This window comes from Pseudonocardia asaccharolytica DSM 44247 = NBRC 16224, from assembly GCF_000423625.1.
Classification (GTDB): domain Bacteria; phylum Actinomycetota; class Actinomycetes; order Mycobacteriales; family Pseudonocardiaceae; genus Pseudonocardia; species Pseudonocardia asaccharolytica.
In genome coordinates, this window is record NZ_AUII01000006.1 from 240,671 (window position 1) to 254,386 (window position 13,716).

Here is a 13,716-nt window from a genome sequence, read left to right on the forward strand (position 1 = left end):
GGCTGCCAAGGTTGGGCCGATGCGTCTGGTCTTCGCTCCTGGAGAACACGAGGAGTACAGCCTCGTCCGGGATCGTCTGCTGACCGCGGTACTGGCCCGGTCCCGGCGCCGCGGCGAACAGGTCGATCCCGCGCTCGTCGCCGCCGCGCTGGACTACAAGCACGGCGTCGACCGCAGGCTCGGGCACTGGACCCGCGCCCATGTCGCCGACGCGCTGGCGGTCTGGTTCCCGCGCACGGTCGCGGTGGCCGACTCCGACTGGGCGGAGATCCCCGCCGCGCTGCACGCCCTGATCGGCACGCTCGCCGAGCGGGATCATCTCGACTCCCGCTCCGCGAGCCCCGAGGAGCTGCACGCCCAGGTCGACGACTCCGCTCCCGCGCTGTTCGACGCACTTGCCGACGAGCGCAACTACGACCTCGGCAAGTTCTGGAACATGCAGATGATGCGCCACGGCGTCGACAAGTCCGACGTGCTGGCGGTGCAGCGATTCCTGGACCAGGCCAAACGCGGCGAGCTCGGCATCGATCGCGGTGTCCTCGACGCCATCGTCGAGGAGCAGGCCCGGCGCGCGGAGGCCGACCGGGAGACCGCTGCAGACCTCGGCCCGGTCCTGCTGCCCTCGGCCGCGCAGCTGGTCATCGCGGCAGAGCGCAGCATCGCGCTGGAACGGTTGCGTGCGTTCACCTACTGGGTGCGCGGCGGACGTCCGCTGACCCGCGAGGGCAGGCTGTGGCTCTCCGACGCGCTGGCACTGGCCGATGCGCTCGGTGTCGACCGGTTCTACCGCGATGCCGCCCGCACCAGCGATGACCTGCCCGAGGTCTCGCTGCTGCTGGACTGGGCGCGCCAGGCCAGGCTCGTGCGGACCATCAAGCGCAGGCTGGTGCCGGTCAAGAGCGCGGGCAAGCTGCTGCACCGCCCGATCGAGCTGTGGCGCCGCGCGTTCGAGGCGCTGGGCAGGCTCGGTGACCACTTCGGCGGGTCCGATGTGTACGGCTCCCCTTCGCTGTTCAGCATGGCGCTGGGCACTGCGTTCCCGATGCTGTGGCTCGGCCTGTACTCCGCGGCCGGCGATCCCGTGCCGGTCGAGCTGTTCCACCGGCAGGTCCGCGAGGCGGTCAACGAGCAGTTCGGATGCGTCGTCGACGACCTGGCGGGCGACGTCGAGCAGCGGCTGTGGCGGCGCGACGTCTCCGCGCTGCTGGATGCGTTGGAACTGCTCGGCGCGGTCGAGCTGGAGGAGAGCACCGACCACGCTCACCTCGCCGAGCTCGCCGGACGCGACGACCCCGACCCGACGGTCGTCTCGCTGACCCCGATCGGGCTGTGGGCCTGCCACCAGATCCTCACCGAACAGGGCGTGCACGCCCCCCTGGTCGGCGAGCTGGCGCACGAGGACATCGAGTACGTCTGCGTGAAGCTGGCCGCGACCCGCACCGAGGTCGCCCACGCCGAGCTCGCCGCGTGGGTGACCGCGCGCGATCCCGGGACGGCGGCGCGCGAGCTGTCGCGGCTGCTACGCCGGACCAACGAGCCCGCCCACCGCAAGCTCGCGGTCTACGCGCTCGCCCGCACCGGCGACACCGGCCGATCCACCCGCGAGTCGCGGAATTCACACGGGCGAGTCGGGGTATTTTCGCGCGCGAGTCGGGGTAGCGCGACGAGCCGAGGCACCATTTTGCCCGCGCCGTGACGAAACCCCGTCCACCCGGAAGGGTGAGGTGATCCCGGCGCGTCGCGAATCTGGTTCCGCATTGCCCGCAGCGATACTCTGATCACCAGGTGTGTGCCGCCGTCGCAGCATTCCGGGAACGGCCCCGGCCGAATGCCGCGTTGTCGATCTACATTCGCTGACAATCGTCGGAGGGGCAGGTGGCGATCTGCCGATGACGACATGGTCGGACGTGTTCGACCGGACCGAGTTCGGCCCGGCGGTGTTTGCCGTCACCCCCACCCATCGACGCACCGTGCTCGGCTGGGCCGAGGCCCAGGACGTCCCCGCGGTGTCCAACCGAGATCTCTATGCGCCCGCCGTCGACGGTTGGGCCGTCCTCGACGGCGGGATCACCTCGGTTCACCCGCACTCGTCGACGACCCCGGCGACGACACTGCCCCCCGGCGTGCGCGTCGTCGGGTTCCAGGCGCTGCGGCTGCTGGTCTGCGAGCTCGACCTGGTCCGGCCGCCGCGGCCGTTTCCCGGGGAGGCCTGGGCCGACGTCGCCGAACTGCGCCGCCGACACCGCTCGCCGGACGCCCGGCTTCCGTCCGCGGTGGAGAAGGCGGAGTTGCTGGCCTCCTGTGTCGACGGACCGTCGCTGCGGTGGGTCGCGGCGACGCTGCTGGCCGAGTCCCGGGCGCTGCACCGCTGACGCGGCAGACGGCGGCGGTGCCCTCGCCGCACCGGGTTCGGCCGCGCCGGAGCAGCCGATCACCTGCACGAGGAGTTCGTTCCAGGTGATGCGGGACTTGAGGACACACACGGTCCGGCCCACAACTCGGCCGGACGGCGCCCTCCAGCAAGCCACCGAGCATCCGCGGCAGGATCCGGTCGAACCGGAGTGGGCCGCCAGCCGTGATCCGTTCCTCCAGGAGAGAAGCTCGTTTCAGCGTGGTCGCCCAGCGGTTGAACGCCGAGTTCCCGACCGGTGACGCGCAGTGGTGCGGGAGGAGCCATGGCGGCGAACAGTGCGTGCCGAGCCCCGGATGCTCGTTGTCGCCGACGCGGACTGTCGGTGCGGCGTGCTTGCCTGGTGTCGTCTCACTCGATCCGACTCATCGGAGGTGCATGACCATGCCCACCCGAGAGACCCCCTGGCCCACGGGCACACCGTGCTGGGTCGACCTCTCCGTCCCGGACGTCGCGGCGGCGACCGAGTTCTACGGGTCGGTCATCGGCTGGTCGTTCGTCGACACCGGCGAGCAGTACGGCCATTACCACATCGCGCAGACGAAGGGGAAGGCCGCGGCCGCGATCGGCCCGATCATGCAAGAGGGCCAGCCCTCGGTCTGGACGATCTACCTCGCCAGCGACGACGCCGACGGCACCGCGAAGCTGGTCACCGAGCACGGCGGCACCGTGGTCGCCGGACCGATGGACATCGAGGGCAGCGGCCGGATGCTCATCGCCCTCGATCCCACCGGCGCCGCATTCGGCGTATGGCAGGCGGCCGACATGATCGGCTTCGGGATCTACAACGAGACCGGCTCGCTCGTGTGGGAGGATGCGCGACTCGCCGATCCGGCCGAGGGCAAGCGCTTCTACTCCGCGGTGTTCGGCTACACCTACCAACCCGTCGAGGGTGCGCCCGACGACTACGAGACGTTCGGCGTGGGCGGCGAGATCGCGGGCGGGATGGGCGGCCTGATGGGCAGCCCGGAGGCGACCCCGGGGCATTGGCTGCCCTACTTCTCCGTCTCCGACGCCGATGCCGCCGTCGCCGCGGCCCAGCGCGGTGGCGGCACCGTGGCGATGGCTCCGGAGAACACCCCGTTCGGCCGGATCGGCATTCTCATCGACCCGTTCGGTGCGGTGTTCGGGCTCCACGCGCAGATCGCCGAGGAATGATCGGTGAGCCCGGGGCGGCGGACCGCCGTCCCGGGCCGCCGGTGGCTCGTGGCAGGTTCGCGGGAGCACCACCGGTCGCGATTCGACGTCGATGGTGCTGTGCTGGAGGGCAGTCGCGGTGGAGCCGCCACCGCGCGGGAACCACCGGCGAGGGTGTGCAGTGAACGGGACGGCTCCGCACGACGACGACGGTCTCTTCGGACCGGAGTCGGTGACGTGGCGCGTACACATGGAACCGGTGCTCTGGGTGGGGGGTTTCCGGGCGCTGCTGTTGCAGTCCTTGCATCCGAGGGTGATGCGCGGGACATATCAGAACTCCGCGCTGTTCGATCCGCGCAAGGCGTGGCCGCGGTTCCAGCGCACCGTCGAGTTCGTCGAGGTGCGGACGTTCGGGTCGACCGCCCAGGTCGAGGCGGCGGCCGCGCGGGTGCGGCGGCTGCACGCCGCGTTGCACGCCTACGACCCGGACACGAACGCCACCTTCGCACTCGACGAGCCCTCGGGCTTGTTGTTCGTGCACTGCGCGGAGATCGACTCCTATGCCGACATCGCTCGTCGCGCCGGCATCCTCGACGACGCCGGGATCGAACGCTACCTCGCCGAGAGCGTCCGGGCCGCGCGCGTGGTGGGCCTGACCGCGGCGCCCGCCTCGTCCGCGCAGATGCGGGCCTACTTCGAGCGGGTCCGTCCCGAGCTGCGGCTGACCGACGAGGCCCGGCAGGCCACCGGGAATCTGCTGGCGCCGAAGGGCTCCGCCCCGCGAGGGGTCAAATTCGCGATCACGGCGGTCGCGTCGATGGCGCTGGCGACCCTGCCTCGCTGGGCGCGGCGCCTGTACGGGCTGCCCGGGCTGCCCACGACCGATCTCAGCATGGCGATGACGCTGCGCGGCCTGCGGGCGGCCACCTCCCTGCTGCCGGATGCGCCCGCGTCCCCGGAGGTCGAGCGAGCCCGCCGGCTGATGCGCCAGTCCCGGCAGGGCGGGGAATGCGCGGCGTCGCCGGCGCGTTCCATCCCACGAAGTGGTTGAGTCTTCAACGAAGGAGGCCATGATGCCGGCAGTGACGGTCGAGGACTTCAACACGCTGGCGCGCGTGCCCGAACCCGGCCCGACGGCCGTGGATCGCCCGGTCCGGTCGGTGACGACCGCCCCGTCGGGCCACGAGGGCGAAGGCTTCCCGGTGCGCCGCGCCTTCGCCGGGGTCGACCTGAGCGAGCTGGACCCGTTCATCCACCTGGATCAGATGGGCGAGGTCGACTACGCGCCCGGCGAGCCCAAGGGAACCGCGTGGCATCCGCACCGCGGCTTCGAGACCGTCACCTACCTCATCGACGGCACCTTCGAACACCAGGACAGCCACGGCGGCGGCGGGGTGATCACCAACGGGGACACCCAGTGGATGACCGCGGGCGGCGGGTTGCTGCACATCGAGCGCCCACCGGAGGCGCTGGTCACCAGCGGCGGGCTGTTCCATGGCCTGCAGCTGTGGGTCAACCTGCCCAAGGCCGACAAGTGGCTGCAACCCAGGTACCAGGACCTGCGCGCGGGCGAATCGGTGCTGCTCACCACGTACGACGGCGGCGCGCTGATCCGGGTGATCGCCGGTGAGCTGGCCGGCCACACCGGGCCGGGCGCCACGCACACCCCGATGGCGATGATGCACGCCACGATCAGCCCCGGCGCCACCGTCCGGCTGCCATGGCGACGCGATTTCAACGCACTGGGCTACGTGCTCTCCGGCGCCGGAACCGTCGGAGCGCAGCAGCATCCGGTGCGCACCGGGCAGCTGGCCGTGTTCGGGCCGGGCGACGCGATCACGATCGCCGGGGCGACGCATCAGGAGTCGCGCCACCCGGCGCTGGACGTGGTCCTGCTCGGCGGCCAGCCGATCCGGGAGCCGATCGCCTGGGCGGGTCCGTTCGTGATGAACACCAAGGCCGAAGTCCTGCAGGCCTTCGAGGACTACCAGGCGGGCAGGCTCGGCGTCATCCCCGCAGAACGCATGCCGCACGGCCACGTGGGAGGCAAAACCAGCCAGGACTGACTGTTGTCTGATGACTAGGGCGTGGCCCGGACGTCCCCGGCCCACGCCCTAGTCGCTCGTGCGGACCAGATGGAACTCGTAGGCGCCCTCGACGAAATAGGTCCGCGAGTACGCGAGCATCCGGTGCGTGCGGTCGTAGTGCAGCTGGTCGAGCAGGATGAACAGCCGGTGCTTGCCCGCATCCGGCCCCCAGGCGATGTGCACGGACTCGACCGCATGCACCTTGGCCATCCCGAGGGTGGGATGGATGCCCAGCCGGTTCTCGAAGTAGGCGAAAACCGAGCCGGTCAGCTCCTCGGGATCGAACCGCTCGGGGAGCAGGCTGCGCGGGATCAGGTCGTAGGAATAGGCGACCACGTCTCCGTCCGCCGTGATGCGCCTGCGCAGCTCGAGAACCTCGGTGTCCGGCGGCACCCCCATCCGTTCCGCCTCGTCGGGCAGCAACGGGCGCAGCGTGCGCCGGGCGTACTCATGCCCTGGAATCTTCCCGCTGGCGCGGATCGACTCGGTGATCGACCCCATCCGCTCGAGCCCGTCGCGCACGGCGGGCCGGGGCGTCACGAACGTCCCCACGCCGTGCTGGGTGCGCACGAGACCGAGCACGTCGAGTTCCTTGACCGCACCGCGCACAGTGGCGCGGGAGACGCCGAACCGCCGGCACAGCTCGGCCTCGGTCGGCAGCCGGGAACCGGGGGCATACGAGCCGCCGCGGATCTCCGCCTTCAACGCCCGCACGATGTCGTCGGCGAGCGTCCGCCGCGACGTGGACACCATGGTGACATCTTGACGGGCGGCGGGTTGTCCGACAACCTCAGGTGTGAATCGGCTCACGTAGCGAGGTGATGGATGCGCACGATCGACTGGGTCTCCGGGCACATCCGGTTGATCGACCAGACGGCGCTACCCGGGACGGTCGCGTATCTCGACGTCCATACCGTCGAGGAGCTGGTGGACGCCATCAGGCGGCTCGCGGTCCGGGGCGCTCCGGCACTCGGCGTCGCGGGTGCCATGGGGGTGGCGCTCGCCGCGGCGAACCTGCCCGCCGACCGCGCCCGAGAGGTCATCGCGACGCTGCGCGCCGCGCGGCCCACCGCGGTCAACCTCGCCCTCGGCGTGGACACCGCGCTGGCCGCGTTCGACCGCGGCGGTGCGGCGGCGGCCCTCGAGGCGGCGCTGACGGTGCGCGACGACGACATCGCCGCCTGCCGGGCGATGGCCCGGCGCGGCACCGCGCTGCTGGACCAGCTACTCCCCCACCGGTCCCGGCTGACCGTGCTGACCATCTGCAACACCGGCGCGTTGGCGAGCGTCGAGCACGGTACGGCGCTCGGGGTCATCGAGAAGCTGCACGCCGACGGCCGGTTGCACCGCGCGGTGGCCTGCGAGACGCGTCCGCTGCTGCAGGGCGCCCGGCTGACCGCATGGGAGTTGCGGCAGATGGGCGCGCCCTACGACGTCATCGTCGACTCCGCGGCCGCGATCACGATCCTCCGCGGCGGCATCGACGCGGTGCTGGTCGGCGCCGACCGCATCGCCGCGAACGGCGACACCGCGAACAAGATCGGCACCCTGGGCCTCGCGCTCGCCGCCGCGCGGGCGTCCGTCCCGTTTCTCGTGGTCGCCCCCGAGACCACGGTCGACCTCGAAACCGCCGGCGGGGAGGCGATCGAGATTGAGGACCGCGGCAGCGCGGAGGTCTGCGCCTTCCACGGGATCCGGACCACCCCGGACGACGCCACCGCGCGCAATCCCGCGTTCGACGTCACCCCGGCCGATCTCATCACGGCCATCGTCACCGATCAGCGGGTCATCGACCTGTCGGCCAACGAGATTCCCGCGGAGGGGCCGCGGCCGGCGCAGCACGCCGGCTAGCCATTTCCTGGAGGATGAATGAAATCCAAAGCGCTACGGTTGATCGCCCTTGCCGCCATCGCCGCGACCGCGCTCGTGGGCTGCGCCCAGAACACCGGGGACGCCGGCTCCGGCCAGCAGCCCGGCGCCGCGGGGCAGCCCTGCGATCGGACGGTGGCAAACGACGTCACGCTCCCCACCGACAAGCCGTCCGGTCCCACGGACGGCTTCACGGTCGCCATGGTCCGCCAGTCCGGGGTCGGCGACTATTTCGAGCAGTGGGGCAACGGCGCCACCAAGCAGATCAAGGCAGCCGGCGGCCAGGTCGACGTCTACGACGCGCGCGGTGACAACGCTCGGCAGGTCGCCCAGTTCAACGACGCGATCAGTGCCAGGCCCGATGTGATCATCGTCGACCACGGCCTCGCCGACTCGGTGAACCCCAAGATCGATGAGGCGATCAGCAACGGCATCCCGGTGGTCGTGTACGACGTCAACATCGCCAACTGCGAGGCGATGTACATCTCCCAGGACGACACGTCGATCGCCACCGAGATCCTCGACTACCTGAAGCAGGAGAACCCGGACGGCGGCAAGATCGCCTACGTCAACGTCTCCGGGATCGCCCCGCTGGACTCCCGCGACGCGGTCTACCAGCAGTTCCTGAAGGACAACCCGCAGTTCACCCAGGTCGCGCATTTCGGCAAGTACTCCGAGTCGGTCGCCTCCGACACCGCGACCGAGGGCGCGGCGGCGTTGAAGGCCTCCCCGGACACCACACTGGCCTTCGCCGCCTACGACGAACTGGCCAAGGGCACGCTGATCGCCTTGCGGCAGAACAACATGTCGGACAAGGTCAAGGTCTACGGCGTGGATATCTCCACCGCCGACATCCAGCTGATGACCGAGCCGGGCAGCCCGTGGCGAGCGACCGCGGCGACGGATCCGGCGAACGTCGGCGCCATCGTGGCGCGCGCCGCGATCGCCGCGGCGAGCGGGGTGGACATGCCGGAGAAGATGACGATTCCGGCGGCGCTGATCACCCAGGACATGCTGCGCGAGCAGGGCGTCACGAACATGGACGAGCTGCGCGCCGCGCTGCCCGACCTCGCCACCCCGGAACTCCTGGGTGCGCCGTGGATCCCGCAGGTCCAGCCGGGCGTCTGACGCCGGGTCGTCGAAGTGGACACCGTCCTGCAGGTCCGGAGCATCTCCAAGAGCTTCGGCCCGAACCGGGTACTGCGCGGGGTCAGCTTCCGCGTCGAGAAGGGCACGATCTACGGCCTGATGGGCGCCAACGGCGCCGGGAAGTCGACGCTGATCAAGATCCTCTCCGGGGCACACGTCCCGGACGGCGGCGAGATCCTGCTGGGCGGGCGGGCGGTCACCTTTCCCGACCCGATCGCCGCCCAGCGGCTCGGCGTCGCGACCGTCTACCAGAATCCGGACGACGGCGTCATCCTGGACATGACGGTGGCCGAGAATCTGGCGCTGGACCGGCTCACCGACAGCTCGTCGCCCCCCGGTTTCAGCCGCCGGCGCACCGAACGCCACGCCCTCGAGGTGGCCCAGACCCTGGGCATGCACCTGACCCGGCAGGTGCTGCGGTCGCCGGTCCGGCAGCTCGGCGTGTCCGAACGGCAACTGCTGGTGCTGGCCAGGGCGCTGTCGCGCAAGCCCGAGATCCTGATCCTCGACGAGCCGACCTCGGCGTTGTCCGCCGAGGAGACCGTCCGGCTGTTCGACCTGGTCCGATCGCTCGTCGACGACGGCATGACGGCGCTGTTCGTCACCCACAAGCTCGCCGAGTTCGACCGGCTGTGCCGCCGCGTCGGGGTCCTGCGCGACGGCGCCATGCAGGGTGAGTTCGTCAGCGACGAGCGGCACGGGGACGATCGGCACGGATTCGACTGGCCCGCCGCCCTCACGGCGCTGTTCGACCGGACGCCCGCCGAGATGCAGCGCACCGAACTGCCCGGCGGGCCGACCGTCCTCGAGCTGTCCGACGTCCAGGTCTTCGCCGACTCCGCACCGTTCGGTCTCGAGCTGCGCGAGGGGCAGGTGACCGTGCTCCTCGGGCTGCTCGGCAGCGGAAAGACCGAGCTGCTCGAATGGGTGTTCGGCGCCAGGTCGATCGCCGGCGGACGGCGGGTCCTGGACGGGCGCGCCTTCGATCCGCGGCACCCCGGTGACGCGGTGAAACGGGGCGTCTATCTGCTCCCGGAGTCCCGCCACGAGCAGGCGATCATCCCGGGCTGGCCCGTCTTCGCACAGATGACGCTGCCGTTCGTGCGGCGGTTCTCCGTCGGCACGCTGATGCGCCGCTCGGCCGAGCGGCGCGCCGCCGGATCGATGATGACGGACATCGGGATCGTCGCCCGCGGCCCGTCGAGCCCGATCCAGACACTGTCGGGCGGGAACCAGCAGAAGGTCGTGATCGGGCGCTGGCTGCTGGGCGCCGCCCGGGTGCTGCTGCTGGATGAGCCGTTCCGCGGGGTCGACATCAACGCCCGGCACGACATCGGGGCGACCGTGCGGGAGCTGACGACATCGGCCGCTGTGCTCGTCGCCACCTCCGACCTGGACGAGGCGCTCGAGGTCGCGGACCGGATCGTGATGTTCAACCACGGCCGGATCGTCGCGGACCTGCCGCGTTCGGCCGCCTCGCGCGGCCGCATCATCGACGCGATGAGCGCGCGCCCGTCGACCCTGCTCGACCGCGAGCGGGCCGCCGCGGCCGCCGACCCGGCGAACGCGTGATGCCCGGCCCAGCCCAGACCTCACCCTACGGAAGGACCAGGATTGACGGCCCAGGTCTCGGTCGGGGAACGAGCGGCGTTCTCCGTCACCGATTTCTTCGTGCGCTACGGCGTGGTGCTCGTGGGACTGCTCGTCGCGATCGTGTTCTCCGTGGTCATCCCCGGGTTCGCGACGGTGGACAACGCCGTGTCGATTCTGCAGACCCAGGCGGTGGCCGCCATCGCCGCCCTCGGCATGACGCTGACCGCGATCGTCGGCGACCTTGATCTGTCCGTCGGCGCGGTGGCCGGGCTGTCGGTCACCGTGGCCGCCGTGGTGATGATCCGCTTCGCCCTGACCGGCCCGACCGCGATCGTGGCGTGCCTCATCGCCGGTGCGGTGGTCGGCTGCGTCAACGCCATCCTGATCGTCTGGCTGAGCGTGCCTCCGCTGCTGGCGACGCTCGGGACGATGTTCACGGTGCAGGGCCTCAAACGCTGGCTCGTCGACGGCCAGACCTTGATCACCGGCATGACGCTGCCCGACGGCACGCGGGTCGAGGGCCGGTTCACCGACGACTTCGCCGCGATCGACGGGACCCAGGTGCTGGGGATCCCGCTGTCGGTGTACCTGTTCGTGCTGATCGCCGTCCTGGCCTGGGTCTTCCTGGAACGGACGCGCTATGGCCGGGTCTTCTATGCCGTCGGCGGGAATGCCGAGGCGGCGCGGCTGGCGGGCGCCCGGGTGCGCCGCTATCAGTTCACGGCGTATGCGATCTCCGGAGTGCTGGCCGCCATCGCCGGGATCATCCTCGCCTCCCGGCTGCGCCAGGGCGACGTCACGGCCGGTGACTCCGCGCTGCTGGACGCCGTGGCGATGACCCTGGTCGGGTACGCCGTGCTGGGGGCGAAGAAGCCCAACGCGCTGGGCACCGTCATCGGTGCGGTGTTCATCGGGTTGATCCTGCAGGGTCTCACCCAGCTCGGTCTGCCCTACTACACCCAGGACCTGATCAAGGGCCTGGTGCTGATCTTCGCGTTGCTGATGTCGTTCTCGCTGCGCCGCAGGCGCCGCCGGTTCGCCGCCCACTAGGAGGTTCGTCGTGGCCGATGCCGTCTTGACGGTCGACGAGGTGCCCCGCTACATCGCGGGCCGTGCCGTGCTGCGCGAGCTCGTAGATCCCGGGACCCTGACCGTCTCCGAGATCGGCGACGGCAATCTGAACCTGGTGTTCGTCTGCGCCGACGGGGCCGGCGGGAGCCTCGTGCTCAAGCAGGCGCTGCCGTATGTGCGGCTGGTCGGACCGGACTGGCCGATGACCGAGGAACGGGCGACCCGGGAGGCGGCGGCCCTGCGCGCGCATTCCGCGTTGTCCGACAACGTCTGCCGGCTCATCGACTTCGACCCGGAGCGGTACGTGCTCGCGCTGGAGGACCTGTCGGATCACGAGGTGTTCCGCACCCGGCTCAACGCAGAAGGGCCGCACGAGGGTGTCGCGGAGCGGCTCGGCGAGTACGTGGCCGACGTGGCGTTCGGCACCTCGTTCCTGGCCCTGGGCGAGGAGGAGTTCCGGCTGCGGGCCGCCGCGGCCGCGAACCCGGAGCTGTGCGCGATCACGGAGGACCTCATCTTCACCGAGCCCTACCTGGGCGCGCAGCGCAACTCCGTCCGGCCCGCGGTCGAACCGGTCCTGGCCGGGTTGCAGGCCGACTCCGACTGGGTGGAGGCGGCGATGGCGATGAAGCATCGGTTCCTCACCGCCGGGGAGTCGCTGATCCACGGGGACCTGCACACCGGCAGCGTGTTCGTGCGGGGAAGCGGCACGCAGCTGTCGGTCAAGACCTTCGATGCGGAGTTCGCCTGCTACGGACCCGTCGGCTTCGACCTCGGCATGATGTGGGCGAACATGTTCTTCGCCGGCGCTCGCGCCGCCGCGCTGGGCCGGCAGGCCCGGGCCGAAGGCTTGTATCGCACGGTCGAGTCCAGCTGGGACACCTTCGCGGCACGGATGTGGCAGCTGTGGCCGCGGCGGCGCTCGCCCGAGAAATACCCGGACTCGTTCCTGTCCGGGTGGCTGCGGGTGATCCTCCAGGACGGCTTCGGCTTCGCCGGCTGCGAGGCGGCCCGGCGGACGATCGGGCTGGCGAAGGTGAGCGACCTGGAGTCGCTGGACGACGACGCCTACACCGCCGCCGCCACCGCGATGTTGCAGCTGGGCCGGGCGCTGCTGGTCGACCGGATGACCATGACGTTCGACCGGCTCCTCCACCCGCACTTGAGCGGTGCAAGCGCCGCTCTGTGACGCTTGCGCCGCTCAAGCGCCAGTGGGCTCGGTGGGGGCTGCGCGACGGTAGGAGCTCTCGATCTCGGCCTCGGCGTCGGCGCGGCCGACCCAGCCGGTGTCGCCCTCCACCGACTTTCCGGGCTCCACCTGCTTGTAGACCTCGAAGAAGTGCTGGATCTCCAGCCTGTCGAACTCCGGGACGTGGCCGATGTCGCGCAGATGCTCCAGGCGGGTATCGGCGGCCGGCACGCACAGCACCTTGTCGTCCTGGCCGTTCTCGTCCCGCATCCGCAGCATCCCGATCGCCCGGCAGCGGATGACGCAGCCCGGGAAGGTCGGCTCGGGCACCAGCACCAGCGCGTCCAGCGGATCTCCGTCCAGGGCGATCGTGTGCTCGATGAACCCGTAGTCCGCCGGATACGAGGTCGCCGTGAACAGCGTGCGGTCCAACCGGATCCGCCCGGTCCTGTGGTCCATCTCGTACTTGTTCCGGTGGCCCTTGGGGATCTCGACCACGACGTCGAAGTCCATCGTCCCCTCCCTCCGTGTGATCGGACGGCGGTGTGGCCCAAAAGTACTCACCGCGGGCGGGTCCGGCGGCTGCCTGCGCATCCATGATCGCCAGAATCGGGGCACCAGCCGCATGGGGAGGCTGTTGGCGAATCGCGCCGGTGGGGCTTCCGCGGAAGGTGTCTGGGGGGTGGGGATCGGCCGGTGGGCCGTCGGGGCGGTGGACCCGGGTGGGCCCGGGGGTCATGCGGGGGCGGCTGTGGCGCGGTGGAGCCTGGCGAGGTTGAACGCGGCGGCGGCGAGGTGGGCTTCGGCGGTGACGGCGGCCAGGCCGCGCAGGCTGAACCGGTCGATGATCTTCTTGAGGTTGCCGATGGTGGGCTCGACGGTGGCGCCGCGGCGGGTGTGGAGGGCGGCGCCCTCGGGGGTGCGGAGCCGGTGATCCATCGCCTCGCGGGGCGAGGCACCTTCGGGTGGTGGGCCGGGGGCGGGGTGGTCGCGGGCGGCCTGACGGATCGAGCGGGTGGTGCCGGTGGCGATGAGCCGGTCCGGGCCGGGGGCGGTGAGGGTGTGGTCGCTGCAGTAGCCGGTGTCGAATAGCAGGGTGCCCAGCTCCTCGGCGGCGTCCCGGTCGGCGGCGTCCCGGTCGGCGGCGCGCAGCAGGTACTGGGCGGCCTGCCCGGTGCCGTGTGCCGCGTCCGGATCGACGGCCATCCTCG

At 70.9% G+C, this 13,716-nt stretch carries 13 protein-coding genes; 10 read left to right on the forward strand and 3 right to left on the reverse strand.

The genetic code is table 11. From position 1 onward, the window contains the following. Positions 1 to 19: 19 nt before the first annotated feature. The 5 genes from G567_RS0110100 (at position 20) to G567_RS0110120 (ending at position 5,613) form a co-directional block, all read left to right on the forward strand. Positions 20 to 1,696: a hypothetical protein gene (locus G567_RS0110100; RefSeq protein WP_028929891.1), complete on the forward strand. Its 1,677-nt coding sequence runs from the start codon at positions 20 to 22 to the stop codon at positions 1,694 to 1,696. Between the two features lie 193 nt (positions 1,697 to 1,889). Further along, the gene (locus G567_RS0110105) at positions 1,890 to 2,372 is read left to right on the forward strand and encodes a hypothetical protein (RefSeq protein ID WP_028929892.1); all 483 of its coding nucleotides are present in this window, start codon (positions 1,890 to 1,892) and stop codon (positions 2,370 to 2,372) included. 422 nt (positions 2,373 to 2,794) lie between these two features. Next, positions 2,795 to 3,568 carry a VOC family protein gene (locus G567_RS0110110; protein WP_028929893.1) on the forward strand — a complete coding sequence of 258 codons (774 nt, stop codon included), beginning with the start codon at positions 2,795 to 2,797 and terminating at the stop codon, positions 3,566 to 3,568. A gap of 160 nt (positions 3,569 to 3,728) precedes the next feature. Next, positions 3,729 to 4,598 carry an oxygenase MpaB family protein gene (locus tag G567_RS27970; RefSeq protein WP_037056555.1) on the forward strand — a complete coding sequence of 290 codons (870 nt, stop codon included), beginning with the start codon at positions 3,729 to 3,731 and terminating at the stop codon, positions 4,596 to 4,598. Positions 4,599 to 4,620: 22 nt separating this feature from the next. Further along, positions 4,621 to 5,613 (forward strand): pirin family protein, encoded by a 993-nt coding sequence (locus tag G567_RS0110120; RefSeq protein ID WP_028929894.1) that lies wholly within the window; start codon positions 4,621 to 4,623, stop codon positions 5,611 to 5,613. Between the two features lie 48 nt (positions 5,614 to 5,661). On the opposite strand, the gene G567_RS0110125 is transcribed toward G567_RS0110120, so the two are convergent. Beyond that, entirely contained in the window at positions 5,662 to 6,387 is a 726-nt protein-coding gene (locus G567_RS0110125; protein ID WP_051232706.1) for a GntR family transcriptional regulator, read from the reverse strand. Between the two features lie 72 nt (positions 6,388 to 6,459). Here G567_RS0110125 and mtnA point away from each other — a divergent pair, with 72 nt between their 5' ends. The 5 genes from mtnA to mtnK are packed head-to-tail and all read left to right on the forward strand — an operon-like array spanning position 6,460 to position 12,505. Further along, complete coding sequence (gene mtnA / locus G567_RS0110130; RefSeq protein ID WP_028929896.1) at positions 6,460 to 7,485, forward strand: S-methyl-5-thioribose-1-phosphate isomerase; 1,026 nt, start codon at positions 6,460 to 6,462, stop codon at positions 7,483 to 7,485. Positions 7,486 to 7,503: 18 nt separating this feature from the next. Next, positions 7,504 to 8,631: a sugar ABC transporter substrate-binding protein gene (locus tag G567_RS0110135; protein ID WP_028929897.1), complete on the forward strand. Its 1,128-nt coding sequence runs from the start codon at positions 7,504 to 7,506 to the stop codon at positions 8,629 to 8,631. A 15-nt stretch (positions 8,632 to 8,646) separates the two neighbouring features. Continuing rightward, positions 8,647 to 10,224, forward strand: coding sequence for a sugar ABC transporter ATP-binding protein (locus G567_RS27975; RefSeq protein WP_051232710.1), 1,578 nt, complete (start codon positions 8,647 to 8,649; stop codon positions 10,222 to 10,224). Between the two features lie 42 nt (positions 10,225 to 10,266). Then, complete coding sequence (locus G567_RS0110145; RefSeq protein WP_028929898.1) at positions 10,267 to 11,295, forward strand: ABC transporter permease; 1,029 nt, start codon at positions 10,267 to 10,269, stop codon at positions 11,293 to 11,295. Positions 11,296 to 11,305: 10 nt separating this feature from the next. Further along, positions 11,306 to 12,505 (forward strand): S-methyl-5-thioribose kinase, encoded by a 1,200-nt coding sequence (gene mtnK, locus G567_RS27980; protein WP_051232711.1) that lies wholly within the window; start codon positions 11,306 to 11,308, stop codon positions 12,503 to 12,505. A gap of 12 nt (positions 12,506 to 12,517) precedes the next feature. Here mtnK and G567_RS0110155 read toward each other — a convergent pair whose 3' ends face one another. Continuing rightward, positions 12,518 to 13,018 carry an inorganic diphosphatase gene (locus tag G567_RS0110155; RefSeq protein ID WP_028929899.1) on the reverse strand — a complete coding sequence of 167 codons (501 nt, stop codon included), beginning with the start codon at positions 13,016 to 13,018 and terminating at the stop codon, positions 12,518 to 12,520. A gap of 222 nt (positions 13,019 to 13,240) precedes the next feature. Next, positions 13,241 to 13,716, reverse strand: a 476-nt coding sequence (locus G567_RS0110160) for a transposase (protein WP_211223884.1), incomplete at its 5' end; no start/stop codon positions are given.

What these genes read in the sequence shown, in the direction of transcription:
- mtnA (WP_028929896.1), top strand. Translation starts at nt 6,460, where the DNA reads ATGCGCACGATCGACTGGGTCTCCGGGCACATCCGGTTGATCGACCAG.
- G567_RS0110135 (WP_028929897.1), top strand. Translation starts at nt 7,504, where the DNA reads ATGAAATCCAAAGCGCTACGGTTGATCGCCCTTGCCGCCATCGCCGCG.
- G567_RS0110120 (WP_028929894.1), top strand. Translation starts at nt 4,621, where the DNA reads ATGCCGGCAGTGACGGTCGAGGACTTCAACACGCTGGCGCGCGTGCCC.
- G567_RS0110155 (WP_028929899.1), bottom strand. Translation starts at nt 13,018, where the DNA reads ATGGACTTCGACGTCGTGGTCGAGATCCCCAAGGGCCACCGGAACAAG.
- G567_RS0110110 (WP_028929893.1), top strand. Translation starts at nt 2,795, where the DNA reads ATGCCCACCCGAGAGACCCCCTGGCCCACGGGCACACCGTGCTGGGTC.
- G567_RS0110125 (WP_051232706.1), bottom strand. Translation starts at nt 6,387, where the DNA reads ATGGTGTCCACGTCGCGGCGGACGCTCGCCGACGACATCGTGCGGGCG.
- G567_RS0110105 (WP_028929892.1), top strand. Translation starts at nt 1,890, where the DNA reads ATGACGACATGGTCGGACGTGTTCGACCGGACCGAGTTCGGCCCGGCG.
- G567_RS0110100 (WP_028929891.1), top strand. Translation starts at nt 20, where the DNA reads ATGCGTCTGGTCTTCGCTCCTGGAGAACACGAGGAGTACAGCCTCGTC.